The sequence below is a fragment of the Sphingobacterium prati genome, assembly GCF_013167215.1.
Lineage (GTDB): Bacteria > Bacteroidota > Bacteroidia > Sphingobacteriales > Sphingobacteriaceae > Sphingobacterium > Sphingobacterium prati.
In genome coordinates this window covers 176,931-203,614 of the sequence record NZ_JABJWY010000038.1, presented here as the reverse complement: position 1 = coordinate 203,614, position 26,684 = coordinate 176,931, and the positions used below count along the sequence as shown (strand labels likewise).

The 26,684-nt window shown below is 39.3% G+C and carries 24 protein-coding genes; 4 read left to right on the top strand and 20 right to left on the bottom strand.

All coding sequences use genetic code 11. The annotated features are described in order from the left end of the window. Nucleotides 1-257 precede the first annotated feature (257 nt). The 6 genes from HPC41_RS20350 to HPC41_RS20325 all read right to left on the bottom strand — a co-directional run bounded on the left by HPC41_RS20350 (nt 258) and on the right by HPC41_RS20325 (nt 5,019). Nucleotides 258-1,148, bottom strand: coding sequence for a TonB family protein (locus HPC41_RS20350; RefSeq protein WP_172395940.1), 891 nt, complete (start codon nt 1,146-1,148; stop codon nt 258-260). A gap of 33 nt (nt 1,149-1,181) precedes the next feature. Continuing rightward, nucleotides 1,182-1,739, bottom strand: coding sequence for an ExbD/TolR family protein (locus tag HPC41_RS20345; protein ID WP_172395939.1), 558 nt, complete (start codon nt 1,737-1,739; stop codon nt 1,182-1,184). A gap of 24 nt (nt 1,740-1,763) precedes the next feature. After that, nucleotides 1,764-2,426, bottom strand: a complete 663-nt coding sequence (locus HPC41_RS20340) for an ExbD/TolR family protein (protein WP_172395938.1) — start codon at nt 2,424-2,426, stop codon at nt 1,764-1,766. Between the two features lie 103 nt (nt 2,427-2,529). Further along, nucleotides 2,530-3,354 carry a MotA/TolQ/ExbB proton channel family protein gene (locus tag HPC41_RS20335; protein WP_172395937.1) on the bottom strand — a complete coding sequence of 275 codons (825 nt, stop codon included), beginning with the start codon at nt 3,352-3,354 and terminating at the stop codon, nt 2,530-2,532. 431 nt (nt 3,355-3,785) lie between these two features. Then, nucleotides 3,786-4,136, bottom strand: coding sequence for a translation initiation factor (locus tag HPC41_RS20330; RefSeq protein WP_172395936.1), 351 nt, complete (start codon nt 4,134-4,136; stop codon nt 3,786-3,788). Between the two features lie 4 nt (nt 4,137-4,140). Next, the gene (locus tag HPC41_RS20325) at nt 4,141-5,019 is read right to left on the bottom strand and encodes a diacylglycerol/lipid kinase family protein (RefSeq protein WP_172395935.1); all 879 of its coding nucleotides are present in this window, start codon (nt 5,017-5,019) and stop codon (nt 4,141-4,143) included. A gap of 304 nt (nt 5,020-5,323) precedes the next feature. On the opposite strand from HPC41_RS20325, the gene metK reads away from it, so the two are divergent. Together metK and HPC41_RS20315 are read left to right on the top strand one after the other, a co-directional pair. After that, nucleotides 5,324-6,577, top strand: coding sequence for a methionine adenosyltransferase (metK, locus tag HPC41_RS20320; protein WP_172395934.1), 1,254 nt, complete (start codon nt 5,324-5,326; stop codon nt 6,575-6,577). Between the two features lie 78 nt (nt 6,578-6,655). Next, entirely contained in the window at nt 6,656-7,060 is a 405-nt protein-coding gene (locus HPC41_RS20315) for a Dabb family protein (RefSeq protein ID WP_216660841.1), read from the top strand. Here the strand turns inward: HPC41_RS20315 and HPC41_RS20310 are convergent. Genes HPC41_RS20310 through HPC41_RS20285 form a run of 6 tightly spaced genes read right to left on the bottom strand, consistent with a single transcriptional unit; the run spans nt 7,053 to nt 13,295 of the window. After that, nucleotides 7,053-8,381, bottom strand: a complete 1,329-nt coding sequence (locus HPC41_RS20310; protein ID WP_172395933.1) for a DUF58 domain-containing protein — start codon at nt 8,379-8,381, stop codon at nt 7,053-7,055. The two genes, HPC41_RS20315 and HPC41_RS20310, sit on opposite strands and share 8 nt — an antisense overlap. Then, entirely contained in the window at nt 8,381-9,370 is a 990-nt protein-coding gene (locus HPC41_RS20305) for an AAA family ATPase (protein ID WP_172395932.1), read from the bottom strand. Before HPC41_RS20305 ends, HPC41_RS20310 begins: the two co-directional genes overlap by 1 nt. Next, a complete protein-coding gene (locus HPC41_RS20300; protein ID WP_172395931.1) occupies nt 9,367-10,560 on the bottom strand; it encodes a DUF4350 domain-containing protein in 1,194 nt (397 codons plus the stop codon). Before HPC41_RS20300 ends, HPC41_RS20305 begins: the two co-directional genes overlap by 4 nt. Continuing rightward, nucleotides 10,557-11,402: a DUF4129 domain-containing protein gene (locus HPC41_RS20295; protein WP_172395930.1), complete on the bottom strand. Its 846-nt coding sequence runs from the start codon at nt 11,400-11,402 to the stop codon at nt 10,557-10,559. The genes HPC41_RS20300 and HPC41_RS20295 overlap by 4 nt, the downstream gene beginning before the upstream one ends. 28 nt (nt 11,403-11,430) lie before the next feature. Then, nucleotides 11,431-12,342, bottom strand: a complete 912-nt coding sequence (locus HPC41_RS20290; protein WP_172395929.1) for an ABC transporter permease — start codon at nt 12,340-12,342, stop codon at nt 11,431-11,433. Further along, on the bottom strand, nt 12,333-13,295 hold the full coding sequence (locus HPC41_RS20285) for a stage II sporulation protein M (protein ID WP_172395928.1): 963 nt from the start codon (nt 13,293-13,295) through the stop codon (nt 12,333-12,335). Before HPC41_RS20285 ends, HPC41_RS20290 begins: the two co-directional genes overlap by 10 nt. A gap of 29 nt (nt 13,296-13,324) precedes the next feature. On the opposite strand from HPC41_RS20285, the gene HPC41_RS20280 reads away from it, so the two are divergent. Then, the gene (locus HPC41_RS20280; protein WP_172395927.1) at nt 13,325-14,056 is read left to right on the top strand and encodes an RDD family protein; all 732 of its coding nucleotides are present in this window, start codon (nt 13,325-13,327) and stop codon (nt 14,054-14,056) included. Between the two features lie 240 nt (nt 14,057-14,296). On the opposite strand, the gene fabD is transcribed toward HPC41_RS20280, so the two are convergent. The 4 genes from fabD to HPC41_RS20260 form a co-directional block, all read right to left on the bottom strand. Then, nucleotides 14,297-15,187 carry an ACP S-malonyltransferase gene (fabD, locus tag HPC41_RS20275; protein ID WP_172395926.1) on the bottom strand — a complete coding sequence of 297 codons (891 nt, stop codon included), beginning with the start codon at nt 15,185-15,187 and terminating at the stop codon, nt 14,297-14,299. A 97-nt stretch (nt 15,188-15,284) separates the two neighbouring features. Next, on the bottom strand, nt 15,285-16,514 hold the full coding sequence (locus tag HPC41_RS20270; protein WP_172395925.1) for a M16 family metallopeptidase: 1,230 nt from the start codon (nt 16,512-16,514) through the stop codon (nt 15,285-15,287). Between the two features lie 18 nt (nt 16,515-16,532). Beyond that, nucleotides 16,533-16,979 carry a GNAT family N-acetyltransferase gene (locus HPC41_RS20265; RefSeq protein WP_216660840.1) on the bottom strand — a complete coding sequence of 149 codons (447 nt, stop codon included), beginning with the start codon at nt 16,977-16,979 and terminating at the stop codon, nt 16,533-16,535. A gap of 99 nt (nt 16,980-17,078) precedes the next feature. Then, a complete protein-coding gene (locus HPC41_RS20260; RefSeq protein WP_172395924.1) occupies nt 17,079-19,928 on the bottom strand; it encodes a TonB-dependent receptor in 2,850 nt (949 codons plus the stop codon). Between the two features lie 222 nt (nt 19,929-20,150). Between HPC41_RS20260 and HPC41_RS20255 the strand changes: the two genes are divergently transcribed. After that, nucleotides 20,151-20,747 (top strand): ribonuclease HII, encoded by a 597-nt coding sequence (locus HPC41_RS20255; protein ID WP_172395923.1) that lies wholly within the window; start codon nt 20,151-20,153, stop codon nt 20,745-20,747. Nucleotides 20,748-20,777: 30 nt separating this feature from the next. Here HPC41_RS20255 and HPC41_RS20250 read toward each other — a convergent pair whose 3' ends face one another. From HPC41_RS20250 to HPC41_RS20235, 4 genes are all read right to left on the bottom strand, one after another. Further along, complete coding sequence (locus HPC41_RS20250; protein WP_172395922.1) at nt 20,778-23,258, bottom strand: YfhO family protein; 2,481 nt, start codon at nt 23,256-23,258, stop codon at nt 20,778-20,780. Nucleotides 23,259-23,661: 403 nt separating this feature from the next. Further along, nucleotides 23,662-23,979: a YbjQ family protein gene (locus HPC41_RS20245; RefSeq protein ID WP_172395921.1), complete on the bottom strand. Its 318-nt coding sequence runs from the start codon at nt 23,977-23,979 to the stop codon at nt 23,662-23,664. A 5-nt stretch (nt 23,980-23,984) separates the two neighbouring features. Beyond that, entirely contained in the window at nt 23,985-24,671 is a 687-nt protein-coding gene (locus HPC41_RS20240) for a potassium channel family protein (RefSeq protein ID WP_172395920.1), read from the bottom strand. Nucleotides 24,672-24,778: 107 nt separating this feature from the next. Further along, on the bottom strand, nt 24,779-26,569 hold the full coding sequence (locus tag HPC41_RS20235) for a TrkH family potassium uptake protein (protein ID WP_216660839.1): 1,791 nt from the start codon (nt 26,567-26,569) through the stop codon (nt 24,779-24,781). Nucleotides 26,570-26,684 lie beyond the last annotated feature (115 nt).

The window sequence follows — 26,684 nt, the reverse complement described above, 5'->3', positions numbered from 1 at the left end:
AAAAGAGCGCCAGCCGCTAATTAAAATTGTTTTGCCAAAGTCGTACAAACCGCATAAAAGAATAGAAGATCAATACAACGCCAAAGACTGTTTTGTACGTCGGATTAATCTCAATGGGAAAATTATCCCAAAAAATAATCAGTAGGCCCAAAACAAAATAAAAACCAAACATAAATAGTCCTAAAATAGACAGAAATCGCTTTAAAGGCGATTTCTGTCTATAATTAGAATTATTATTCGAATTAAAATCTGTCATTCTAATTTTGAATAGTATTCAAACGAATTGGCAGGGTGTAAGCTACACGAACTGGACGACCATTTTGAATACCTGGTTTCCATTTTTTAGCTTTTTTCAACAGCTTAACAGCTGCATCTCCCGTACCATATTTCAAATCGCGTTTTACGTTGATATCTGTCAAGCTACCATCTCTTTCCACGACGAAAGAAACTTCCACAACACCGTTGATTCCATTTTCTAATGCCGCTTGCGGATAATCATAGTTAGAAGAAATCCATGACATAAACGCTTTCATACCTCCAATTGGCTCTGGATTTACCTCTACCGCCGTAAAGATTTTATCTCCATTTGGATCTCCATTTGGATCTCCTTTTGAAACACCTGTGATTCCACCGTCTTGTTTCTTCGAACCAAATTCACCACGTGCTACGGAAGTACCTGTCGGACTACCTTTCAACGTGATACGCGCCGGAGTTTTGTTTGGATCTTTCAACTCTTCCTGAGAAGCAACTTCTTCCACAACTTTATTTGCTGGAGCTACTTTTGGTTCAGGAAAACGAATCAAATCCTCTTTCGGCACATCCATTGCCACTTGCTGAGGTTTCTCCTCCGGTTCTTGTGGAAGGGGCTCCTCTTCTGGCGGTTCTGGTGGTTTGATCTCTTCAAGGTCTTCCAAGGTAACTTCTGTTACTGCCGGAGGTGCTTCAACAGGTTTCTTCGGAAAAATTTTATCTCCGAAAAGACGAAGAAGACTAGCAAGAACTACCACGCCAATTACGACAAGTAATCCTCTATTAGTCGCTTTAGGGGCAAGTCTACGTAGCTCATAAGCGCCGTATTCCTTGTTACGTCCCTGAAAAACGACATCAAGCCATTCTTTCTTAAAAATATCTAATTTTGACCCTATCATATTTTTATACTTTATCGTGCTACCTAATAATGATTAATCATTGTAGATATTATCACGTTTTAAAACCTCCACTTCTTCTGGACTGATTTTAGCAATCATGTAACGTTTGACATCAACGATTTTCATTTCGTCAAGAATATCAACTAGGTTACGTTGCGTGCTTTTATCACTCGGTCTAATGATAACGATCAAATCCTTACCGCCAGCAACGCGTGGTACATAGGCTTTTTTCTCCATCAATACCTTGCGAATACCATCAGCTCCGTAACCAACAGTCGTTGGTCCTTCGATCGGATTTTTTACTTGTCCGTAAATCACAGAGACTTTGTTATCAGATCCCAATAAAACTGTCAATGAACGGTTGTCAGCTGTCAATAAATCCGGCTGAGGCTCATCCTTAACTTTATTTTTATCTGGCATCGCCACGTCCATCGCTTGTGGTTTATTTAAAGATGTGGTCAACATGAAAAAGGTAATCAATAGGAAGGCCAAATCCACCATGGCTGTAAGGTCAACCTTACCACCATTTTTCTTGGACCGAACTTTCCCGCCTTTGCCTTTTTTACCACTATCCTGATTTAATTCTGCCATTTTTTGTTCTTATTAAATCGTCAATTATTTTTCCTCAGCACGCATGCCAGTGATGAAACTAAATTTGTTTTGCTTTTGATTACGCAACGTTTCAATAACCTGGTTTACAGAAGGATATTTTTCATTTGCATCAGCTTTGATCGCAATCTTCAAAGGGCCCGGGTGAACAAAATTCTTGTCCGATGATTCCTTTTCTTTATTTACTTCTTCAGCAGCTAAACGTGTGTTTTGCACCCAGTAGTACAACTCATTAGAGGTATTTTCTGTACTGTCAATCGGAATACCAGTTTGTACACCTTTTTCAGTGCGCTTGCTGCCGTCCAGAGCCAATAACCCCTTCAACTTAGACATTGGTACACCAAAATTTTCCATCAGTTTGAAATGATCATAGTCCTCTTGCGAAAAGCCAATGCCATATTTTGCAGACATTCTTTCTAATGCTTTTACGCGAACCTGTTGATCTGTCGTTCCAAAGAAAACTTTTCCACCATCACCGATCGTAATCATACCCACATTAGAGTCAGGTAATTTATCTTTCGTAGTTGATGCTGGGGTATCCACCGTCAATGCTTCCGGTTGGCGCGCTGTCGCCGTTAATACGAAGAACGTAAGCAGCAAGAACGATACGTCACACATCGCTGTCATGTCGATTGACGTACTGGCTCTTTTTACTTTTGCTTTACCCATTTTAAATTCTTCTTTTTAAATTAATTAAACTCAATCTTCTACACTATGATGCTTTAGATTTTTGATTTCCATAAAATAAAATCAAAAATTTTCATCACAGTTCCTATTTGTGGTTTGCAGCGTATGTTTGTACGATTGAGAAACCAGCTTCGTCGATAGAGTAAGTTAATTTATCGATTTTTGCAGTAAAGATGTTATACAATACGATAGCGAATGTTGAAGTCGCAATACCTGTAGCTGTATTGATCAAGGCCTCAGAGATACCGTTTGCTAATTTAGCTGAATCAGGAGCGCCACCGGTTGCCAATGCCGAGAAGGCTTTGATCATACCTGTTACTGTACCTAATAGACCACATAATGTACCGATAGAAACTAATGTTGCGATTACGTTTAAGTTTTTCTCTAACATTGGCATTTCTAATGCTGTAGTTTCTTCGATTTCTTTTTGAATTGCGATAGTAGCTTTTTCAGTATCAACATTAACGTCAGCTGATACGGCTTTGTATTTCAATAAACCAGCTTTTACTACGTTTGCCACTGAACCTTTTTGTTTGTCACACTCAGCGATAGCTGAATCGATGTTTCCACCATTAATCAAAGATTGGATTTTTCTAACAAAGTTTCCAACGTTTCCAGTACCAGAAGCTTTGTTGATAACGATAAAACGTTCTACAGAGAAAACCCATACCATCAAGAATAAACCAAGCAAAACAGGTACGATAGCCCCAGCGTGGTAAACCATTCCTAAATAGTTACCTGGATTAGGAGCATTTTCAGGATTGTTGTCAACGAAGTTAGTTGGATTACCCATTACAAATTTCCATAAACAGAAACCAACGATGAAACAGATGATAATTGCAGCTTGAGCGAAGAAAGATCCTCCGTTGTTGCTTTCTTGTTTTGCAGCAGTTTTAGGTGCGTTTGCCATTTTTCTAATTTTTAGTTTTTTACTGTTGTTTAAATATATAATGTTGTTTAAATTATATGCACTCTTATTTGCTTTTGAAACCAATTTTGCAAAGCAAATTTAATATTTAATGTCAAATTTAAAATATTCATCTCAAATATATAAAAAAAATCAAATTTGTTTTTTCAAACTGAATACACCTACCATGGTGTCATTTTTCTCAGCAGTTCCCGTTATATAATCCTTATTACCATCAGCTAAATCGCTTATTAGCAATAATTATTTTACAATGAAAACCATTTTTTTTTTGATATGCAAGAAAAACGAGGAATTTAAGCGACAAAAAGTAAGTGATTACTCATGTTTTTTAATAATTCATTGTGTCTCGCTCTTGTCATATTCACCTAATAAACAATTCATTAGATTTGCTATAATAGCACAGATATAGTTGTTTAACCACCAACCAATTTTACCCGATATCCTTCCTTAAGTAACAACTCATAGATCTTTTGCTTAAATTCGCCTTGGATCATAATCTCTCCATCTTTGACCGCCCCGCCTACTCCGCACTTTTGTTTCAACAATTTGCCCAAAGCTTCCAGATCTTCTGCCTGTCCCACAAATCCTGTCACTAAAGTTACAACTTTGCCCTTCCGCATTTTCCGGTCGAGCTGCACTTTAAGATTCTGCTGGTTTACCGGTAAGGTCTCTTTTTCCTGAAATAAATCAGCAAGTTGATAGTTAAAACTATCATCTGTTGAATATACAACGCCTTCGTATGACTGTTTCTTATTTTTGCTCATAATTTTAACAAATAATTTTTATTGCTTTGGGCATAATGGAAATATTTAGTTTATCACCTAATTCGATGGGCTCCCCATCCACATGAACTGGTGAAATCGAATCTACCTCGATCTGAATATTCTTTCCTGGTATAATTTCCACGTAGCTTGACTGGTCTGCAGACTTATTGAATAGGTGGAAAATCATTTTTGGCAAGATATACAGCGGAAACTTATGCACAATACATACATCAAGTATACCGTCATTCACCGAAGCTTGAGGAGCAATATATGCATTGTTTCCGTACTGGGGTGAATTAGCAACACTAATCATAAAGGCCTGCCGTTGGTATACCTTACCGTCTATCGTTAATTTATAATGAGCAGGTTGATACTTGCTCAACACGTTAAAAACAGATTTCATATATCCCAAGGGCCCCCGGATATTTTCGTTGGCAAAATTTTCACTTACAGAAGCGTCGAAACCTAGTCCGGCAATATTAAAAAAGCGTCGGTCATTAATAACACCACAGTCCACTTCAATGGATTCAAAACGGTTTATGCGGCGAATCGCTGCAGCTTCATTCATTGGAACACCCAAATAGAGTGCCAGCCCATTTCCAGAACCCTCCGGGATAATCCCCAAAGGTATTCCCGACCCGACCAAAGCAGAGCCCAACTCATTGATTGTCCCGTCTCCGCCGACCGCTATTACCGCATCATAGCCTTCCTTAATGGCCTGTAAGCCGATTTCATAGGCATGATTGGGCCGCGCTGTCTGCTGAAATGTCGGATCAAATTTCTGTAAATCCAGTACATCTAATACCTGCTTTTTGAAGGAAGTCTTGCGTTTTCCTCCTGAAATAGGGTTGATAACAAACAATATTTGTTTACGTTCTGACATATCCAAAGATAGCGGAATTTACCAATTTCTTAAAATAATGTAATCTTGTACCGTTCTAACGTCGCTTTCTAATTTTTTAAAATTAAAAGACAAATTTGATTTTAAATATCCACAAAGTATCGTAGCTTTGTCGCAACAAAAAATAGAATGTGGACTGATTTGCGTGCTGTTGCATACACAAAGCAACGACAAGGAGATTGCAACCACAGTAAAAAAGTGCTAAAAACCCTTCGCTATCACGGCTCTTATCACTTTGCTGTTATTTCATTTCTAGCGCAAATCCAATATTAAAATTACGTAAGGCATGGCTTATTTATTTACGTCAGAATCTGTTTCTGAAGGGCATCCGGACAAAGTTGCGGACCAAATTTCAGATGCATTAATAGACAATTTTTTAGCATGGGATGAAGACTCACGTGTAGCTATTGAGACTTTGGTAACGACTGGACAGGTCGTTCTTGCTGGTGAGGTTAAATCAAACATCTATCTGGATGTACAAAAAATAGCCCGCTCTGTTATTCAGAAAATTGGCTATACAAAGTCTGAATATATGTTTGAAGCAAATTCTTGTGGTGTGTTATCTGCAATCCACGAGCAGTCTGCAGATATCAATCAGGGTGTGGATCGAAAGACGAGACAAGAGCAGGGAGCTGGCGACCAAGGGATTATGTTTGGCTATGCCAATAATGAAACGGATAATTTCATGCCTTTAGCCTTAGACCTTTCTCACCGTCTTTTATATGAGCTCGCAGAACTACGTAGAGAAAACAACGAAATAAAATATTTACGGCCGGATGCGAAGTCACAAGTAACATTGGAATACGGTGATGACCACAAACCGAAGAGAATTGATACCATTGTCATCTCTACACAGCATGATGACTTTGACGCCGAGCCAGTCATGTTAGACAAAATTACACAGGATATAAAAACAATCTTAATCCCTCGTGTCAAAGCGCAATTAAAGCCAGAACTTCAGTTGTTATTTAACGATGAAATTAAATTTCATATCAACCCTACTGGAAAATTCGTTATCGGTGGCCCGCATGGAGATACTGGACTTACTGGCCGTAAGATTATTGTCGATACGTATGGTGGAAAAGGTGCTCATGGTGGAGGAGCCTTTTCTGGGAAAGACCCTTCAAAAGTGGATCGTTCGGCGGCTTATGCAACCCGCCATATTGCCAAAAACTTAGTTGCGGCAGGGATAGCTGACGAAATCCTCGTTCAGATTTCTTATGCAATTGGTGTAAAAGATCCTATGGGAATTTATGTGAATACTTACGGTACAAGCAAAGTAAATCTGACAGACGGTCAGATTGCTGATAAAATAGCGCATTTGTTTGACATGACTCCTTATGGCATTGAAACTCGTCTTGGTCTAAGAAATCCGATCTACTCCGAGACAGCAGCATATGGTCATATGGGTAGAACACCAAGAAAAGTGACGAAGGAATTCGAAAGTTCCACAGGAGAAAAGAAACAAATTGAGGTTGAATTATTCACCTGGGAAAAATTGGATTACATTGAAAAGGTAAAAGAAGCGTTTGGTCTGTAAGGACTAATCAATAAAATAAAAAGAGATGCAAAAAATGTATCTCTTTTTTTGTATCTTACTATTTCTAAACCATTCATAATGAAAAGAAGAAATTTTTTACTTGCACCAATGGTGCTCATCACAGCCCCAACATGGGCAAATCCAGCTCAGTCAGCGGATGACCTGCACTCAAATACGATTGTACATATTGTTAATTTTTGGCTAAAGAAAGACATCAGTGAACAGGATAAAAAGGACTTTGTTGGCTTCTTTGAGGAACTACGAAAAATAGATACCGTCAAGACACTCAACTATGGTGTTCCAGCACCAACCAATGCGCGCCCCGTCGTTGACAATAGCTTTGACTATACATTGATTGTCACCTTCAAAGACCTTAAAGATATCACTGTTTACGAAACACACCCAATCCATCTTAAGGCGATCGAAAAATATCAGCATTTTTGGACGAAAGTAATGGTCAAAGATACTTCCATCATCAAATAAGTCCGCGTGCCTTAATCTCTAAATATTTATTGATTGAGTTGATGGTTAAATTTTCAGGCGCAGTATATATCGTCTGAAACCCATTACGGATTAATTCCTGCACAATAAGCTGCTTCTCATAAATAAACTTTTCAGCGATAATCTGATTGTAGATTTCAATGGTCTTTTTCGGAGTGCTTTTGGCGAGGGCTTCAACTTCAATGTTTTTGAATACAACAACGACGATGATATGGCTTCGATTTAACATGGACAAATAGTTTAGCTGTCTTCTTAAAGAGTCCAAAGTTTCAAAGTTAGTATAAAGAAAGATCAGGGAACGTTTATTGATATGTGCATTTGCATAACTATAGAGTTTGCCATATTCAGGCTCCTCAAAATTTGTAGCCACTTGATATAGCGCTTCCGAAATCTTGAGCATCTGGTTGTTTCTCTTTTCGGATGGAATAAAGACATTCACATCCTTTGAAAAGGTCAATAACCCAGCGCGATCTTGTTTTAATATCGTAGCATTGGAAAGGACCAGAGATGCATTGATTGCATAATCTAATAAAGTGAGACCATCAAACGGCATCCGCATCGCGCGCCCCAGATCAATAAATGAATAGATTGGCTGGGATTTTTCCTCTTCATACTGATTAACCATCAGCTTTTTGACCTTTGCTGTAGCCTTCCAATTCATATGGCGATAATCATCCCCCTGAACATAGTCCCTAACATGGTCAAACTCCATTGCCGATCCAATACGCCGTATACGCTTTATGCCCAATTCATTCAACCTATTGCTGGTGGCCAAAAGCTGATATTTTCTCAATTGAATATAAGACGGATAACATGGGATTTCCTGTGTCTGGCTGGTTACAAACCTCCGTTTGAAAAATCCAAAACGTCTTACCATTGCCATACATCTACCAAACTTATATTGCCCCCGTTGTGTTGGCCGCATTAAATAAGAAATTTCTGTACTTTGATGAGCGGATAGACGGGTAGAAAACTTCTTATTCCGAATTTGAAGTTGTATTGGAAATTCTTCGAGGATTTCTATGACAGTGGGAAACGGATAAAAAGAATTGACAATGAGCTTCATGGGATTTTCATCGCCATTGGACAACTTCTCCGGGTATACTCGCGTGATTTCGATACGCTCTTTCCCCGAAAATAATACGATGAAATCAAAAATCAATACAGCCAGCCAAAGCCAAAACAGAATCCAGGCAACAACAAACAATCCTTTTATAAAAAATGAAATCACAAAGAATGTCGCTATCGCCAACAACGAATAGAAAAACTGATTGGTTAGAAAGAGCTGTTTTAATTTTCTCATTATCTTGGAATTTCTACCGTATTAATGATTTGGTCAATAACATACGTGGTTGTAAAACCCTCCATTTCGCGTTCAGGAGTCAGCATCACCCGATGTCCCAACACCGCTGCCGCTACTCTCCGAATATCTTCTGGCGTGACAAAGTCCCTTCCACTCAACGCAGCCGATGCTTTGGCCGATTCGAGCAAGGCAATTGAAGCTCTTGGCGATGCTCCCAAGGTCAAACTTGGATTGCTGCGTGTCTTTATAATCACTTGAGCAATATAGTTTAGCAATTCTTCATGCACGAAAATAGACTTAATAAGGCGTTGGAACGAAGAAATTTCCGCTGCTGAAACGACTGTGTCGACTTGATCCTCTTTATTCAAAGCTTTTTGTGCGTGGTGCTCTTTTAAGATCTCCAACTCCTGTTCCAGTTCGGGATAATTCACATTGATTTTAAAAAGAAAGCGGTCGAGTTGTGCCTCTGGCAAACGATAGGTCCCTTCATGCTCGATCGGATTTTGTGTAGCGAAAACAATAAATGGAACAGGCAAAATATAGGTATTTCCATCGACCGAGACCTGATGTTCGGCCATACTTTCAAAAAGAGCAGCCTGAGTTTTTGCGGGTGCACGATTGATCTCGTCAATCAAAACTACATTGGCGAATATCGGCCCCTTTCGAAATTCAAATTCATTGCTTTTTAAATCCAATATCGACGATCCGGTCACGTCTGAGGGCATCAAATCTGGTGTAAATTGAATGCGTTTAAAGTCACTGCTGATGGTCTTGGCAATTAATTTTGCGGATAAGGTTTTCGCAACGCCCGGCAAGCCTTCTATCAACGAATGCCCCGATGCCAAGATCGAAATCAATAACATGTCAATCAATTGATCCTGCCCAACGATAACCTTTTTTACCTCCGACTTTACCTGAGCCATTTTATCATACAAAACCGATATATCAATTCGGTTTTCAAAGGATATATATCTATCGAAGTCACTCATATCATTTTTGCTTTATGTTTAAAATCTTCTATAATTTCATTAATCTGCCGTAATCCGGTCAAGTCATGTTGTTGTATTCGCTGCATTCGAATTATTAGTCCTATTAAATGCTGAATGTCGGCTAAAGGAACACCTGATCTTTCTGCCAATTCCTCGCAGAAACCATTTTCTTCTAAGGAGAGGGTATCCATATGAAAACGGGTCCGTAGGTCATGTAGAAAATAATCTATTTTTTTGTCAACCATATTGCCCGGTGTACCATTTTCGTAATATAGTGTCGCAATCGTTTCACAAAATTCTTTGGAAAGATTCTGTTCGGGTTTGATAATCGCGACTGCGCGTTGTTCTCTTTTACTCTTAAACACCAGTAAAAGGATAAGTCCCCCCAATAGGACATACCATGCCTGTCGTAAGCCCGTGCTGGTCAACAAAACCCGTAAGGGGGTACGATGCTGATCCCTATTCGCTTTAAAATCATACCAGGCTATCGGCTTATCATTTAAATAAGATAATGATTTTGCAGCATAAGCATATTGAGAAGCTGAATTTAGTAGATAATAGTTTCCAAATAAATCGGGAGTCAGATGCAGGTAAAGCCTACCTTTACCAACCTTTACCTCGACAAAATTGGGTAATAGATAGTCCTGGTAAGTAATCCCCCCAAGGATTGTTGTATTCTTTGGAAGTTTACTGAAGACCGCACTTAAGTCCGATTTACCATAATGAATTTTAGTGTTATCATTGGTTAGCTTAACGCTCAAATGACTTTTAATTTCCACGCCTTTCTTATAGCCGTAGAAATTTTGCACCTTGATATCTAGGGAATCTAAAAGATTATAGTCAATCGTTTCAGCGATAATCATTGCTTTTCCTCCGCGAGCAACATACGTAAGTAATTTATTTTTCGCAGCTTCGCCTAAGGAAAAATACGACGTATAAAACAGCAGATTCATCGCTGTTCCTTTCGTACTATCCAGGTATTCATATAATGGTCGCCTGACATCCACACTACGTTGATCAATAATATGCTTTAATTCTTGTCTGAGCACATAAGCTCCAAAAGGATTTTTATCTTTTGCGTCGAAGGTCCGATCCCAAATAATCGGTTTCTTGCTTGTGATATCAATGACACCAATCAGCAACAAGACAGCTCCCAATAATATCACTCCAAATTTTACTGACCCTTTCATTTAATTTGATGTTGATATTGGTTAAACAGTTGTTCATACTGACTAAAATCGGACTCATTTAATTCAAATTGTCCGAACCAAATGTAGTCAAATACTCGTGTGCACTCCTCGAATCCAGCACGTAGGGCATCATGCTGAATCTCATTCGCAAAATCGGCATTTGTCTTACTATGCTTCCATTTGATATGACCCGCCTGTGCTAGCTTTTGGATATTCAATAATTGCAGGTAACGAATTCCCAGTGCATAATTTCGTCGCTCGATAGCCTCCTTGATATACGGACTAAGATCGCTGTTCATCAGGTTTCTCTCCACATAAGCCAATGTGTCCAAGGGATCTTTTTCCTGCTCATGTTTAATGAAATACTGTTTTTTTTTGTATAACACTTTGTAGAGTACAAAAGCCAATGCGATCAAGGCTAGGAAGGCAAAGACATATCCAAATTCTTCGTTAAATTTATACGGATTATCAGGCATGATATCCCCCAGCCATTGGGAAATACGTTGTAAAATCCTTTGCAGTACACTTACCTTATCTTTAATATTTTCGGAATACACAAAATCATCATGCTCGTATCGCTTGATAATTTCTGGATAGGGATCCATTTTATAAGCTCGTGCCTGGCTATATTTGGGAATAGAATCAAATAAATGCGGGTCCCAAAGAGCCTCTTTACTATTCACAGCTTCGGTCATTGCAATAGAATCCACCGTAGCAGAATCTATGGCGAAGGCGGTAGAATCCAACAGGGATACAACAGAATCCACAGCCACGGAGTCTGCTGTATACGTTTCCGAATCCTCAGTCTGCGGTTTGGGATCACAGGCGCTTAATAAAAGCATAGATACAAAAGCAAAAACGAATAGCAGCCTATTCATCTGTACCTCCGATCTGATCAATCATCCCATAAATTCGTTCACCGAATTTGAGATCCTTGGCCGTTTCGTAAATTATACCATTAGCCAAAACACCGGACATGTATAAGAATAATGTAAATAATGTAATAAACATACCACCCAAAGTCATCAGTAGTTTTCCCCAGGACGAATCAAAGAAGGCTGTGTCCATTCCCAAAAAATTGTACGATATCAGAGAAACGATAATTAAAGGGACAACAGAGATCATCATGACGGCCATTTGGAATATAAAATTGACAATATAAGTTGCTACACCATATTGAATCAATTTTTTGCTCAACATCACATAGGCATCCGTGAAACAGCTACCTAGATCAGAATAACCTTCGCGATAAAATAGAAAAGAACTGAATAACCAGATTCCCACCATAGACATCAATATACCAATCGCAAAACTTCCAATAAAGGGGATAAAGGCGGAGAGAACTGCAACAATGGCAAGTGGTATAAAAACGACGATCAAAGCCAAGATCATCGCCAGTAGGAACATGAAATACCGGCCGATATTTACCCTAAAATTCTGAAGCACCTCTTTTCCCGTAAACAATGTATTTTTTCGTTCTTTCAGCAGAAGAAAATACTCTATAGAAATGCCATACACATATAGACCAAGCGCAATCAATGCTAAAATCAGTAATGCAGCCCAAGTAAATCCATCTATATCTTCAAACGAATTGCTGTTGGCTGAAAAGGTAATTTTTGTCGAAAGGAAATAATAGACCAAGGCTATTCCAGCTAACGGTAATGCCGAGAGACCAAAAATAGTCGTCACAAAGTGCTTATAGATCAATTTAAAAAGATCAATAAAGTTTTGGACAAAATCGCCTATCTTTCGTTCTTTCTGAAATTCAAAATCTACTTCCATTGAAATCGTTTTGCTAATCGATAGGGATTAATAACATAAAAAAATAATATAGCCAACAAAGATAGCAGAATGATAAATAGACTGAGCCATATTGATACCTGATAATATCTTGTTACAAAACCCTCCAACGTGCCCGCAACAATAAAAAATGGTATCGTGCTGACCAAGACCTTCATAGCAATCTTTGCCGTTTGAACAAAAGACGCCAACCGGGTATAAGATCTTGGAAACAAGATACTATTTCCTATCGCAAGGCCACAGCCGCCAGCCACAACAATCACAGAAATTTCAATCGTGCCGTGAATCCAAATCGCCGACATAGCCTTTCCCATCACATCGTATTGAAAAAACATCTGGTGGAAAGCGCCCAACATAATGCCATTGCTAAACAATACATAGCCTGTACCAATACTTAGAAACAATCCAAATGCAAAAGCCATAAAGGCTACGCGAACATTATTGATTGTAATCCAGATGGCCGAGCCAAAATTACTTCCTTTTCCATAAACGGCAGCCGGATCGCCCGCTTTTATGCTTTCTATTGTTGATTCAACATATAAATCACCTAAGATAAGTCGAATAAAATCGATGTCATACATCGCTGAAAGAAAACCAATAGCTGATGCGAGAATAAAAATCAATAAGGAATAAAAGAGCGGCCTACGGATCGACCAAATTGCCTGTGGAATCTCCTCATTAATAAAAGATTTGAATTTATTGTTCGAGGCCTTACGGTCCTTATAGATTTTTTGATGGGCGGTTACAGCAAGTTCATTTAAATAATTTCGTACCTTACTGTTGGGATAAAATGTCTGCGCGTAGGCCAAGTCATTTGTTAGCTCAATATAGTTCGATGCCAGTTCATCTGGATCAACCTGCATGTTAATTGACAAATTATTTTCAATTAACGTCCATTTTTCTTTATTTCGTTCTACAAATGATGCTTCTCTCATTAATTTTTTTAACTGGCTAAACCAAATATATGAATAAGCTTGAGATAAACACAGCACAAAATGTAAAAATCCAGTATAATCTTGCTAGCTTGGGTTCGAGGATGATCGCATTTGCCATTGATTATTTTATTATCGTCTGCTACTTTTTCTTTTGCATGTTTCTATTGGATGCATTAAATATCTCGAGTAAAGACCCTTATCTTTTCTATGGTATAATTATGGGCATGACCTTACCAGCATTTTTTTACACCCTAATTACCGAAACGGCATTTGCTGGCCAGACCATCGGTAAAAAAATCATGAAAATAAAAGTTGTTAAACTTGATGGATCACGTGCAGACTTTTATCAATATCTATCCCGATGGACATTATCAATAGTAGATATATGGATGACAATGGGCGGTATTGCAATTACCTCAATTGTCCTATCGAAACATGGTCAACGTATCGGAGATATTGCTGGAGAAACATCCGTCATTAGTCTAAAACCCAGCCTGAAACTCAGTGATACCATTTATGAGGAGACTTTTGAGAACCATCCTATTTTATTTCCTCAGGTCATCAAACTGAGTGACAAAGATGCCAATGTTATCAAAGAGGTTTATCAAACCGCATTTGACAGGAGGGACGTAGGCATATTGACGGCTTTAGTTCAACGTTTGGAAGCTGTCATGGAGGTTAAACATCCTGAAAAAATGACTCCGAACGACTTCGTTCTTCAAGTCATGAAAGATCATTACAGCATGTTTAAGGACAAATAGCCGCACAATACCTTATTAAGTTCTACTATCACCTGGTTAAGACGAATTCATCGGGTATAACACGGATTTTATACGCTCATGACCGAACCAGCACCGTACAATCACCGAAGAAGAACCGTTAGAAGTCAGCTATTGATGTTCCTTTAATCTGTATTTTATCAAGAAAGTGCTGTTGGATTTTAAATATAAAAAAGGGACAGTTGTGGACTGCCCCTTTAAATTTTTTAGTTACGACAAATTTTAAGCTGTTACAGAAGCAGCTGAAGTTTGTACTTGACGATCGACTTTTTTCACTAAGCCTTGCAAAACGTTGCCTGGCCCAACCTCTACAAATGCAGTAGCACCATCCGTAAGCATATTTTGTATAGTCTGTGTCCAACGAACAGCACCAGTCAACTGTGCAATCAGATTCTGCTTAATAATAGCAGGTTCGGTCTGTGGCTGCGCATCAATGTTTTGATAAATAGGGCATCTTGGAGAAAGGATATCCGTTGCTTCAATTGCCGCTTGCAACTCTACTTTAGCAGATTCCATTAATGGCGAGTGAAATGCACCACCAACATTTAATTTTAGGGCTCTCTTCGCTCCTGCCTCCGTCAACAAGGCGCAGGCTTTATCTACCCCTTCAATTGATCCGGAAATAACCAATTGTCCAGGGCAATTGTAGTTCGCAGCAACAACCACCGCATCCACTTTGGCACAAATTTCTTCCACGACACTGTCTTCTAGCCCCAAAATTGCAGCCATCGTTGATGGTTGTAATTCACATGCTTTTTGCATGGCGTTGGCACGCTGCGACACCAATTTCAATCCATCCTCAAAGCTGAGGGCACCTGCTGCAACCAAAGCTGAAAATTCACCTAAGGAATGCCCCGCTACCATAGCTGGTTGAAAAGAATCTCCTAGAGCTTTTGCCAAAATAACTGAGTGCAGAAAAATTGCAGGTTGTGTTACATTAGTTTGTTTCAGTTCCTCGTCCGTCCCTGAAAACATAATATCCGTGATGCGAAACCCCAAAATATCATTCGCTTTCTCGAACAACGCTTTTGTTTCTTCATTTAAATTATACAGGTCTTGCCCCATACCAACAAATTGGGCTCCTTGACCAGGAAATACATATGCTGTTTTCATCTGTTATATTTTTTTTTAAACGGCTGATGAGAGCTCACAAGCTCGCTTCACAATTAAGAATTACTGTAACCGCAAATATATAGAATTCTATCAAATATTAGTCCTCTGGGACAAAACTCAACGACAGCATCTTCCGAGGGTCAAATACATCCTGCGCAATATTTAAGAGATCAGCGCTATCTAAATGCTGTATCTTTTCAATCACCTCATCCAATAAAATAACACGGTCATAATCCATCACATTCTTGGCGGCCGAAATAATCATGCTCATCCTATTTTCTTCTGTCAAAGCAATTTGACCAATAAACTTTTGTTTTGCCTTCTTCAACTTAATAGCTGACAGGGGTTGCTCACACATTTTATATAGCTCTCTAAATACGAGTTTTTTTGCCTTTTCCACCTTTTCTTCGTCAGTCCCGAGATAAATGCTAAATAATCCTGTATCCGAGAAGATCGTGTAATTAGATTCGATCGTATAGGCAATGCCATATTTTTCGCGGATGGAAAGATTGAGGATTGAGCCCATTCCCATTCCCCCTAGCATATTATTCAAAAGCAACAGCCCTGTTTTACGTTCATCACGATAGTCATAGGCCAATGACCCGAGCATATAATGTACCTGATTAATAGGCTTGGGAACTTCAAGGTGTTGTACCGTAATTGGTTGCACATCATTTCTGGAACGCGAAATAGTATGTTTTCCTATAGCTCCAAAAGCCTTATGTAACAACTTTTCTACCTCTTTTAGACTGTAGTTACCTGTAATGCCGATGACCATTTCATGGGTATCGTAGTTAGCTTGCATAAAGTCTGTGATATCGTTCTTTTGCAATGCTAAAAGTTGATCTTCAACGCCCAGTATATTGTGTCCTAAACCTGATCCTCTGAATACAAGATCTTCGAAATCATCGACAATCGATTCTTCAGGGCTATCCAGATAAGAGGCCATTTCATCAACGATAACCGATTTTTCTTTATCAATTTCCACCTCAGGAAAAGTAGAATGAAAGAAAATATCCTCAAATAAATCCAGCGCCCGGTTGAGATATGGTTGCAATATAGAGGCATGAACACAAGTGTATTCTTTTGTCGTATAGGCATTCAGGTCCCCCCCAACGGACTCTAGGTAATTGATAATCTGCTGTGTAGAGCGCTTCTCGGTCCTTTTAAATATAAGATGTTCAATAAAATGGGCAACACCATACTTACCCTCAGATTCGTCCCGGGAGCCTGCATTGATGACCATACATACATGGGTTACTGGCAAATTTTGATACTGGAATACCACACGGATTCCATTTGAAAGTCTAATGATTTCGTACTCCATTCAGTTTATGAAATTTCTCTAATTGATGTGTTTACGCATAAATTTGCGTGGGTGAAAGACAAAACCACTCTTCTTATAGAGATGAATGGCCCGCTCATTATGTTCCTCGACTTCGAGCAAGATCATTTTGCAGTTTTTCGATTCCAAGTAGGACGTTACAAATTCGACCGCTAGTTTTCCAAGTCCCATTCCTCTAGCTTTCTCGCCTACAAAAAGTTCATCGAGAAGACCTACCAAGCCTTTGAATTCAAAGCTAAAGAAATAAGTAACGACCATATAGCCTAAAACATCTTCTCCATTGCGAATCAACCAAGCTTGCCCGAATTGAGGATTGTTGATAAAAAGATCAAAATTATCAATTGTTATATCGCAATCCATAGCATACCCATCGATGGCATAAAATGTTTCCATCATTGCTACAATGGACGGAATATCTCCTACCGTTAACTTATCAAATCTTATCATTTCACGCACTTTTTTGCAAAGCTAGGGATTTTTAAATGCAAAAGGGTCATAGTTAAATCACTATGACCGCCTTTATTTTTTTGTAATACAGCTATATGGTTACATACGAGGAGGTCTCATCCCTCCGGGGAATCTGTTTTCTCCTTGTGGATTACCCATGGCAAATTTTTGAAATTTGTAAGTGAATAACAACATAAAATAACGGCCTAGACGATTGGTACGACTATCTGTCGTTAAGAAGCCATCTACCGTACGAGAAAGATTTGTTTGCTGATTTAACAAATCAAATGCCTGCAGACGTAAAGTCCCACGTTGATCTTTTAAGAATCTCTGTTCCACATAGGTATTGATAATGAACGGATTGGAAGACAAACCTTGACCATAGCCCTGATTGAAAGATTTCGAAAGATCAGCGCCAAAGATTGTATTCTTCAAAATATTATATGAACCAATTAATGTTGGTGTCCAGGTCTGAATATCGCTATTTCGCTGTAGTAAGCTATTTTCTGTATGTGTAAATTGGTAACGAACACCCGGATTTATTTCCAGATTCTCGGATGGATTGTAACGAAACATTAATCCCTGAGTCAGCACAAAATTACGGGCAACATTTTTCTGTCCGATATTATCATTTTCATCGATCGAAGAATAACCAATAGTTTTATTCACCGAAATACCCCCCATCAACATCACATTGAAGGTTTTTTCTTTCCAAGATTTACCGTAGTGGTAAAACGAATTGATCGCATACGGGCGATCCCCGGTCTCATTCAGATAACGTGTCTCTGAGATCAATGCTGAATCAATTTTTCCTGTTGTAGGATCCTTCTGGATAGGACCGTAATACGATTTGTTTAAACTAACGATCTTATTGTCAGTTAGGGAACCATTGAGGAATACAAAGAAATTATTACCTTTTTGAAAGTCATTTTTACGAAATCTCAAATTCAACTGATGATTAAATTCTGGATTCAGGTTCGCATTACCATACACGATATTTGTTGAACTTGTGCTCAGATTATACGGCAATATTTGCGATACACTTGGTTCGGTTGGCGATCCGGAATAGTTTACGCTTAAATTGGATTGACGAGAAAATTTATATTCAAAACGAGCAATTGGCATCCAGTTCATGTTGTTGCGGGAAATCGGAATGATCTCGCCCGAGTTGATTGCTGATCCCCTCAATTGGGATGGTTGCCCAGCGAGCCCCACCGAGTAAGTAACCTTGTCATTGCTAAATAAATAGTTCGCTCCGATTTTATGGGTTATAAACGCATAGTCATAATTATAATCAAGGTTTAACTTCGCATTTTCGAATGCGTTTTCAATACTACTGCTATCTTTATCGTAACCTTTTTGACTGATATTATTGTCATATTTATTCTTGTTGAAATCATAGGTCACCTCCAATTTGCCATTTTTTGATAAAGGTTCGGTATAATTTACAGAAGCTCCTGCATTCCAGCTCTTATTTATCGCATCCTGAACCGTGCGCTGATAAATGTTACTCATGGGCTGATTGATATTGGATGGATCGGAAATATACCTGTCGAGTATCTGATTTACATCTTTATCTGTTTTGGCATTATTGTAATTGAAATTAAAAAACAAGTTACGTCCATTGTCATTCAGTTTGCGGTTATATAAACCACTGATCCCAAACCTTGGCGCTGTGGAGTTTGTTCCAGTTGTTAGTTCCTGCTTATTATCCAAAACATTACTTAAATAAGTAATGGAATTGGTTATCGAATTATTATTCCCCTCGTCATAGCCAAACTGTGGCACAATCTTAATATAATCCTTCGCGGTGGGCTTCCACTCTACGTTTGCCTCAAAACGATGATTTCCGCCAATGGTATTTGAATTCGCATCTACACTATCCGCCTGCGACCGGCCAGGCGTTGCATTCACAATATACCTTTGTGAGAGTGTTGTATTATTGTTATGGCTATAACTATAGCTGCCGTAAGCTGTCAGCTTATCCGAAAAATCTTTACGAAAATTAAGTCCAATGGAGCCTATCTTGGTCAGGCCATCTGAGCCGCCAAACATACCGCCTCCACGACGTCCACCGCCACCTTGGCCGCGACGGGCCCCACCTCCCGTGGTATTGAAATCAAACAGGGGTGCATTGGTATTGTTTAAATTTCCGAGAATGGAAAGCTGCTCCCCTTCGCGCATCCCCATCCACATTCCTGTCGCCTGGTAACGATCTTCTGTCCCATAGCCCGCACGAAGTGTCGTCATATGGCCTTGGTTATATTTCGAATCAATCTGAATATTCAGGACTTTCTCAGATTCGCCATTTTTATTTCCGGTAATGTTGGCCATATCGCCATAATCGTCAATAATTTGCATCTTTTGCACAATATTGGCCGGAAGATTCTGAGTGGCGGTCTTAACATCGCCTCCAAAGAAATCTTTCCCATTGATTCTGACCCTTTTGACAGACTCGCCCTGTGCAGTGACATTGCCATCTTTATCGACTTCAACACCTTGTAATTTTTTCAGCGCATCCTCTGCAACTGCCCCATCACGTAATTTCAGATCCTTCATGGTATACTCCAAGGTATCGCTTTTCACAACCACCGTCGGTACACCGTCCACAACAACTTCCTCAAGCATCTGAGAATTCTGCTGCAGGGTCAGACTAGGGATAATATATTTTGCCTCACCTTTAGGAAATACGAACTCTTTTTCGAAGCGCTCAAAACCCAAGTTGGAGACCGTAATCTTAAACGTATCGGCTTTGATTTTATCGAAGGTAAAAATCCCCGCCATGTTTGACCCAGCAGTCATGGAATCCAATTTTGACGTCAACTTAACTGTCGCTCCCGCAATGACGCGGTTCTTGTCATCTTTCAACATTCCCTGTACGCCTTTGGTCTGGCCGTATACGGTCCATCCTGTTAACATACTCAACAAAAAAAGCAAGAAGCCTCTCATAATACTTATTTTTATATTTCTATAATTGACAATCTTTGACCGAATGCCCCAGTCTAAGTTTAACCAACCCATCTCTTTCCTATTTGCAACAGCGCATTCTAAATCTTTACAAAAGAAGATATTATTAGTGTTAATTAATGTAAAAGGGCGTTATTCACACAGAAGTTACAATGCATAACTCTAATTTTATTTGTAATTTCGTTCATTTACAGAATAAGAAAGATGCTATTATCATATTATCAAGATCAACAAATTGAAGCTGGATGTGACGAAGCGGGTAGAGGTTGTTTGGCGGGTCCAGTTTTTGCCGCGGCAGTAATTTTCCCAACTGGCTATCATCATGCATTGCTCAACGATTCGAAACAGTTAAGCGAGAAAAAACGGATGGAAATGCGTCCCATTATCGAACGGGAAGCACTTGCCTATGCTGTGGCGAGTGTTTCTGCCGAAGAAATAGACCGCATCAATATTCACAATGCCAGTTATCTTGCCATGCATAAAGCTTTGGATATGTTAAAGATAAAAGCTGAATATATTATTGTGGATGGCAATAGGTTTATTCCCTATCAGACAGTCCCTCATTCCTGCATTATCAAGGGAGATGGAAAATATCTTTCTATTGCAGCGGCTTCCATCCTAGCAAAAACTTACCGCGACGAATACATGGATACGATTGCTTCGGACTATCCTGCTTATGACTGGCTCAATAATAAAGGCTATCCGACTGTAAAGCACCGGACTGCAGTGCTTGAATACGGGTCAACACCACATCATAGAAAAAGCTTTAGAATAACTGATCCACAGCTCAAATTATTCTAAAGCTTCAAACTTTTTAAAAGAAACAGCCAATTATACAGCTGTTTCTTTTTTTGTATTCCGTAAAGAGAAATATGCTGCTGCGACTATCCCTAACCCGAGGATAATCGACGATATTAAAGTCAATAAATTCCCCATTTTGTGTGACTCTGGATCAAAGATAAATTCGACTTTATGCGTTCCCGCAGGCAACTGTAAGGCTCTTAACAAATAATCGGCACGTATTATTGGTGTTTCCTTTCCATCTACATAAGCTTTCCAGCCCTTATCATAAAAAACCTCGGAAAATACCGCAAAAGCATCATTAGCAGCAGTATATTCATACTGCATTTTATCGGGATGATAGGATGTCAGTTTAATTTCGCCTGCTGTCGCCGTACTTGAAGTTTTTGCCTTGATTTCATTTTGATATTGTTGGTTCACGAAAGCTTCTTTACGCGGATCAAAAGAGCTTATTGCTTGCATTTCCTCGGCGTTTCCTTTTACAAACGTCACTTTGTCCACAAACCAGGCATTACCGGCCGCTGTGCTCCGTCTGACAATACGCTGCGATTGATTTTGAGGATCTGTCGTAATCAGGTAACGCACATTAAACATATCAAGCACGTCTTCGTTAAGCGCTCCATTGAACTGATTTTCTAAAATCTCTTGGAAACGCATCAATTTCGCCGCATGGTAACCTCCTAACGATTTATGGAAATAGGATGGACGGGCATCAGCGAATGGATCGGTCGTTAGATCCAATACGCGATAACTTAGATCTTTATCCAATAAAATTAATTGATCGACCTCACGTTGCTGGAATACCTGTTGTGTAGTCGCTCCTTTTTCCATAAACGACTTATCGTTTAAAAAGCGTTTATCCACACTCCACAGATCGAACAGGAACAAGACAAGCAATGTACCCAATAACACGCCCTCATTAAGTTTATTCTTTAGATAAAACCAAACAAGTCCAAATGTAAGCAATACAATGACAAAGGAACGGTAAGCATCCTTGCTCGCGATATCCTTCCGATCTAGGACCAGCTGATTCACCAACTCTGTAGCTGCAGACTTATCACCGATTTGCTGAGTGAAGGTTTCGATTAAATTATTATGTTCGGCATTTCTGAAATTTAAGAACAGATCGGGTAGCAAACCGATCAGCAGACAAACTCCGCCAACACCAGCAAAAGTATACAGCACTTTTTTGTTCAAATTCGTAATTTCTTTGGCCCGCGTCAACAGTTCATTTACTGTCATAATAGCCATCAACGGTACTGTGATTGAAACGAGTACCAAGATGGATTCAACGGCTCTAAATTTATTATACATTGGGAAATAGTCAAAGAATAAATCCGACACCAGTGTAAAATTCTTACCAAACGACAAAAGCAATGCTAAAACTGTAGTCGTTAATATCCACCATTTGAAGCGGTTTTTAACAATGACAAGTCCCAAGATGAATAAGAAGAAAACACCAGCTCCAAAATACCAAGGTCCAGATGTAAAACGCTTATCTCCCCAATAGGTAGGCATTCCTTGGGCAATTTGACCTGCTTGAACAGCCGACATTCCGCCTTTTTCCATGAAGAATTTGGCCACATGCGACTTTTCGTCCAATTGGCCACCACTAGCGCCACCATAGGCATTGGGAATCATGAAGGTCATGGTCTCGCCAACACCTTGGCTCCATTCATAAGCATATTCCTTGTCAAGCCCTTTCTCCTTTGTATTATTATTGTCCACCTTCGTGATATTCGCATGACCACGCGTACTCAGTTTACTGTACTCCCAGGTAGGCAATAAAATGGAAGCATTTACCATTAAAGCAATAATAACCGCAATTACCTGTCTGCCTGAGGCAATAAAGAATTCCTTTAGTTGTTTTTGCTTGATCGCATCGGCTAATGTAAAAATGACGTATACCATCAAGGCCATTAACAAGTAATAAGTCGTCTGTAGGTGATTGACACGAATTTCCAAGGAAAGAAACAACGCAAGCAGCACCGGCCCCCATAACTTGCTCCCACGGTAACACATGATCACCGCAGCAATTACAGGAGGTATAAAGGCGATGGCATTGGCCCTGGTAATATGGCCTGCTTCTATATAAATAAAATTGTAGGAAGTAAAGGCTATAGCCACTGCGCCCACCGCAGCGAGCCAGGGTTTGATACGTAGTACGCTAAAAAGAAAATAGGCCCCCAATAGATAAAACAACACCGTATCCATCGGACTTGGAAAAACAAATTTGACAGCTTTCAGCACATAGGTACCAATGTTATTTTCATTTCCCTGCCAGATTTGATAGGTAGGCATCCCGCCAAACATGGAATTCGTCCATAAAGGAGTCTTCCCGTCTTTGGCTTTATAATCAAACAATTCCTTTTGTCCAGCTTGCGCCTGTACCACATCAGATTGAGCAAGAGTCTTTCCCTGCCAAACGGGCGTGAAATAAAAAAATACTAGCACAATAAAGATCGCAATAACAATCAAATGTGCCGAATTTACCTTAAACCAATTTTTCATTTATCCTCTTAGGTTGTTTAAAAGTCTTAAAAGCCAAACTTAGATAAATTTGTTTTTATATACAATTATAATTATACGCAATCAGCTAAATACACGTCCCCTAGATCGGGGAAGCGCCCCCAAGCCCTGTATTTCGCAACACGATTTCCCCCCATCTTCAATATGCTCAGCTCTTAACGATGCGTTCAGGTCCAATTTTACCAAAAAGAGGCTGTATCATCATTGAAATTCATGATTATACAATCAGAATTAAATTTGACATATGTTTAATATTATCAATAGTATAAAAGTGGACCAAAATCTTAATACGTTTTGGTCCTTTTTTGTTAAATCGAATGTTGTGTCAAAATTTTAGTTGGCATCAAACGCCATACTGACATTTGATGCAATCTCCACCTTAGGTCTATTTCATCTTAACAGCGGTGCCTGTTGCGCCAACCATCATCATCCCGCCCGTTCCAACTGTTTGGAAATCCAATCGCACACCGACGACAGCATCAGCACCCAATGCCCTTGCGCGATCTTCTAATTCACGCAATGCAGCCTCACGGGTTTCCTGAAAGGCACGCTCATAAGAATTGGATCTTCCACCAAAAAAATCCCTAAAACCAGCCATCATATCTTTAATGGCATTCGCTCCCAGGACAACCTCCGAAGAAACTATCCCCAGATACCGATCGATCTGGTGTCCCTCAATAACACTTGTTGTTGTTAATAACATAATTTTTATTCTCCTTTTTGAATTAACTTATTGATATTGGACAATTCCCCAAAAACCACTAAAATATCTCCTTCTGCCATCACGGTTTCAGAGGTAGCGATACCTGATGCTTCCTTTTGCTCTTTGGTGATTCCGTCGTTTTTTGTCTCTGTAATTTTTACGGTTGTCAGCACGATAATTTTATAAAGGTTGGTCAGATTTGCCTCCTGTAGGGTCATACCCACATAACGCAAAGGAACCTTCGTTTCAACGATAGAGTATCGATCTGAAACCTTAAACGAATCAACGATATCAATATTGTCCAACCGCATCGCCAATCGCTCGGCAGCTTCCTCTTCGGGCATAATATACTCATTGATCTCCATGGCTTCTAAAACCGTCTTCTGCAGATCAGATACGATACGGCCAATGATACGTTTTACTTTTAGTTGCTTCAGGAGCGCTACCGTCATGAGAGAGGCTCCTTCATCTTCTCCGATGGCGACAATTACTGCGTGGGCATCTTTCAAAGGCAATGAAGATACAGCTTCTCGGTCTGTAGTATCCAAACATACGGTGTGCGTGATCTTATCTTTGAGTTGCTCTACGATACTTAGATTTCGATCTGCTCCGATCACTTCATGACCGAGTTCGGTCAGATGAACGCCCAAAGAGCGGCCGAAGTGCCCTAATCCTAAAACAATATACTTCATAACTCAAACTAAGATAAATTTATTTTATTTACAAGTTTAATTGATCGTCCGACAAAAACAGCTCGTTTTAATTCGCTTAATCCTTAAACATCCAAAGGAACAAACATTTAAAATAGGATCTTCTCCTCAGGAAATATAATATTTCTGCGAGTCGTATTTTTGATAAAGGCAACCAATAACGTCAACATACCCACACGGCCGACCAACATCGTCACGACAATGATCAGTTTACCACCCATGCTTAGGGAAGGTGTAACACCTAAGCTCAATCCGCAGGTCGTATAAGCAGATAATGATTCAAAAAGTAAATCTTTCATGCTTTTGTCCGGATCGGTAAAAATAAGGACAAAAAAACTCAGTCCAACGACAAGGAATGACAATAAAATAATCGCAAAAGCTTTATTAACGGATTCGCTCGCTATTCTTCGTTTAAAAATCTCGATATATTCCTTTCCCTTTGCCAAGGATATGATATTCATAAAAGACAGCGCCACAGTTGTCACTTTTACGCCACCGCCGGTAGATCCCGGAGAAGCACCCACCCACATCAATACCATGATCAAAAAAATAGTTGGCGCTCCGACAAAGCTCAAATCAATGCTATTATAACCCGCCGAACGTGCAGCATTTGCCATAAAAAAAGACGTCGCCCATTCGCCATCCCAGCCTTTTTCCAAAGAAAGGGTGTTCTTTCTTTCCAAAAAATAAAAGAAAAGCGTAGCTGCAACAATAATAATCCCATTACACAGCAAGACCAATTTGGAATTGAAACTAAAGCTCCAAGCTTTATGTTTGTAATTTTTCTTGGTGACCAAACGGTGATACCAGAGCAACAAGAACTCCTTTATATAGGTATAGAAGTTCAGCACAATTCCAAAGCCTAATCCTCCGAGAATAAACAAAGTGGACAGCGCCAGTTGGAATGGATAGTTGAACTTATAGGCTTCATTGGTGATTCCTCCTGACAAAATAGAGAACCCAGCATTACAGAATGAAGAAATGGAATGGAAGATCGAAAAGAAAATCATACTCCCCATATTGGGGAAATTAGTACTTTCCAAGGTCGTAAAGATTAATACCGCACCAAGAAATTCAAATAAAAGTGTAATAAATATTATGGTCAATAAGGTTTTTATGACTGAAGCTACCTTATTTTCTCCCAAAATCTCACCAAACATCAATTGGTTTTTGAATGAAAATCCACCGGAGAAAAAATAACCAAAGAAACCCGTAAATGTCATAATTCCCAATCCACCGACCTGTATCAATACTATAATAATCGTCTGACCGAACATGCTGAAGTTGGTCGAGATATCGGCCACCGACAACCCGGTTATGCAAACAGCACTCGTGGCCATGAACAGTGCATCTACAAAACTCAATGGCGCTTCTATCGTCGTGCGTGGCAGCATCAGCAGAACTGTCCCTATCAGGATAAGCATAAGAAAGCTAATAACAAACAGTATGGTAGGATTAAAATAAAAATTATCAAAAAAGAGGGTACTTTTAGAAAGTTCAGCAATAAAAATAATATAGATACCCAAGTAAATCCATTGTTCGCGCCCAAAAACAGAAAGGGCATCGATACCCGCAAAACGGGCAACCAGAATAAAAATAAAGTAAATCAGGATGAGGAGCCCTGAGTAATGTTCAACAGCAATTTTTTTTAGTGCATAGATGGATGATGATTCCCGCAATGCAATCATAAAGAAAAGGACAAAAAATAGGTAATGAATCGTTTTCCCTAGTAGTATACCTAATACGGGGTCTGTTACATACCCTACATTGAAAATAACAATCACAGCACAAATCATGCTGGCATAAAACATGATCTTATCTACAAGACCGTTTTTATATTTGAAAACAAATCGAACGAAACTTAATATCGAATCTATCATTATAAACCGCAAACTAAGATAAATTTGCCTTTATTCAAAAATCTATCTATTTCTTCTTCATGTAGGTGCGATAATTTCACGTGAAACGGAAGTCGCTACCACTTTTCTCCACTTC

Excerpts from the sequence above, each read along its gene's own strand:
- HPC41_RS20350 (WP_172395940.1), bottom strand. The coding sequence starts at position 1,148 with ATGATAGGGTCAAAATTAGATATTTTTAAGAAAGAATGGCTTGATGTC.
- HPC41_RS20345 (WP_172395939.1), bottom strand. The coding sequence starts at position 1,739 with ATGGCAGAATTAAATCAGGATAGTGGTAAAAAAGGCAAAGGCGGGAAA.
- HPC41_RS20340 (WP_172395938.1), bottom strand. The coding sequence starts at position 2,426 with ATGGGTAAAGCAAAAGTAAAAAGAGCCAGTACGTCAATCGACATGACA.
- HPC41_RS20335 (WP_172395937.1), bottom strand. The coding sequence starts at position 3,354 with ATGGCAAACGCACCTAAAACTGCTGCAAAACAAGAAAGCAACAACGGA.
- HPC41_RS20330 (WP_172395936.1), bottom strand. The coding sequence starts at position 4,136 with ATGAGCAAAAATAAGAAACAGTCATACGAAGGCGTTGTATATTCAACA.
- HPC41_RS20325 (WP_172395935.1), bottom strand. The coding sequence starts at position 5,019 with ATGTCAGAACGTAAACAAATATTGTTTGTTATCAACCCTATTTCAGGA.
- metK (WP_172395934.1), top strand. The coding sequence starts at position 5,324 with ATGGCTTATTTATTTACGTCAGAATCTGTTTCTGAAGGGCATCCGGAC.
- HPC41_RS20315 (WP_216660841.1), top strand. The coding sequence starts at position 6,656 with ATGAAAAGAAGAAATTTTTTACTTGCACCAATGGTGCTCATCACAGCC.
- HPC41_RS20310 (WP_172395933.1), bottom strand. The coding sequence starts at position 8,381 with ATGAGAAAATTAAAACAGCTCTTTCTAACCAATCAGTTTTTCTATTCG.
- HPC41_RS20305 (WP_172395932.1), bottom strand. The coding sequence starts at position 9,370 with ATGAGTGACTTCGATAGATATATATCCTTTGAAAACCGAATTGATATA.
- HPC41_RS20300 (WP_172395931.1), bottom strand. The coding sequence starts at position 10,560 with ATGAAAGGGTCAGTAAAATTTGGAGTGATATTATTGGGAGCTGTCTTG.
- HPC41_RS20295 (WP_172395930.1), bottom strand. The coding sequence starts at position 11,402 with ATGCTTTTATTAAGCGCCTGTGATCCCAAACCGCAGACTGAGGATTCG.
- HPC41_RS20290 (WP_172395929.1), bottom strand. The coding sequence starts at position 12,342 with ATGGAAGTAGATTTTGAATTTCAGAAAGAACGAAAGATAGGCGATTTT.
- HPC41_RS20285 (WP_172395928.1), bottom strand. The coding sequence starts at position 13,295 with ATGAGAGAAGCATCATTTGTAGAACGAAATAAAGAAAAATGGACGTTA.
- HPC41_RS20280 (WP_172395927.1), top strand. The coding sequence starts at position 13,325 with ATGAATAAGCTTGAGATAAACACAGCACAAAATGTAAAAATCCAGTAT.
- fabD (WP_172395926.1), bottom strand. The coding sequence starts at position 15,187 with ATGAAAACAGCATATGTATTTCCTGGTCAAGGAGCCCAATTTGTTGGT.
- HPC41_RS20270 (WP_172395925.1), bottom strand. The coding sequence starts at position 16,514 with ATGGAGTACGAAATCATTAGACTTTCAAATGGAATCCGTGTGGTATTC.
- HPC41_RS20265 (WP_216660840.1), bottom strand. The coding sequence starts at position 16,979 with ATGATAAGATTTGATAAGTTAACGGTAGGAGATATTCCGTCCATTGTA.
- HPC41_RS20260 (WP_172395924.1), bottom strand. The coding sequence starts at position 19,928 with ATGAGAGGCTTCTTGCTTTTTTTGTTGAGTATGTTAACAGGATGGACC.
- HPC41_RS20255 (WP_172395923.1), top strand. The coding sequence starts at position 20,151 with ATGCTATTATCATATTATCAAGATCAACAAATTGAAGCTGGATGTGAC.
- HPC41_RS20250 (WP_172395922.1), bottom strand. The coding sequence starts at position 23,258 with ATGAAAAATTGGTTTAAGGTAAATTCGGCACATTTGATTGTTATTGCG.
- HPC41_RS20245 (WP_172395921.1), bottom strand. The coding sequence starts at position 23,979 with ATGTTATTAACAACAACAAGTGTTATTGAGGGACACCAGATCGATCGG.
- HPC41_RS20240 (WP_172395920.1), bottom strand. The coding sequence starts at position 24,671 with ATGAAGTATATTGTTTTAGGATTAGGGCACTTCGGCCGCTCTTTGGGC.
- HPC41_RS20235 (WP_216660839.1), bottom strand. The coding sequence starts at position 26,569 with ATGATAGATTCGATATTAAGTTTCGTTCGATTTGTTTTCAAATATAAA.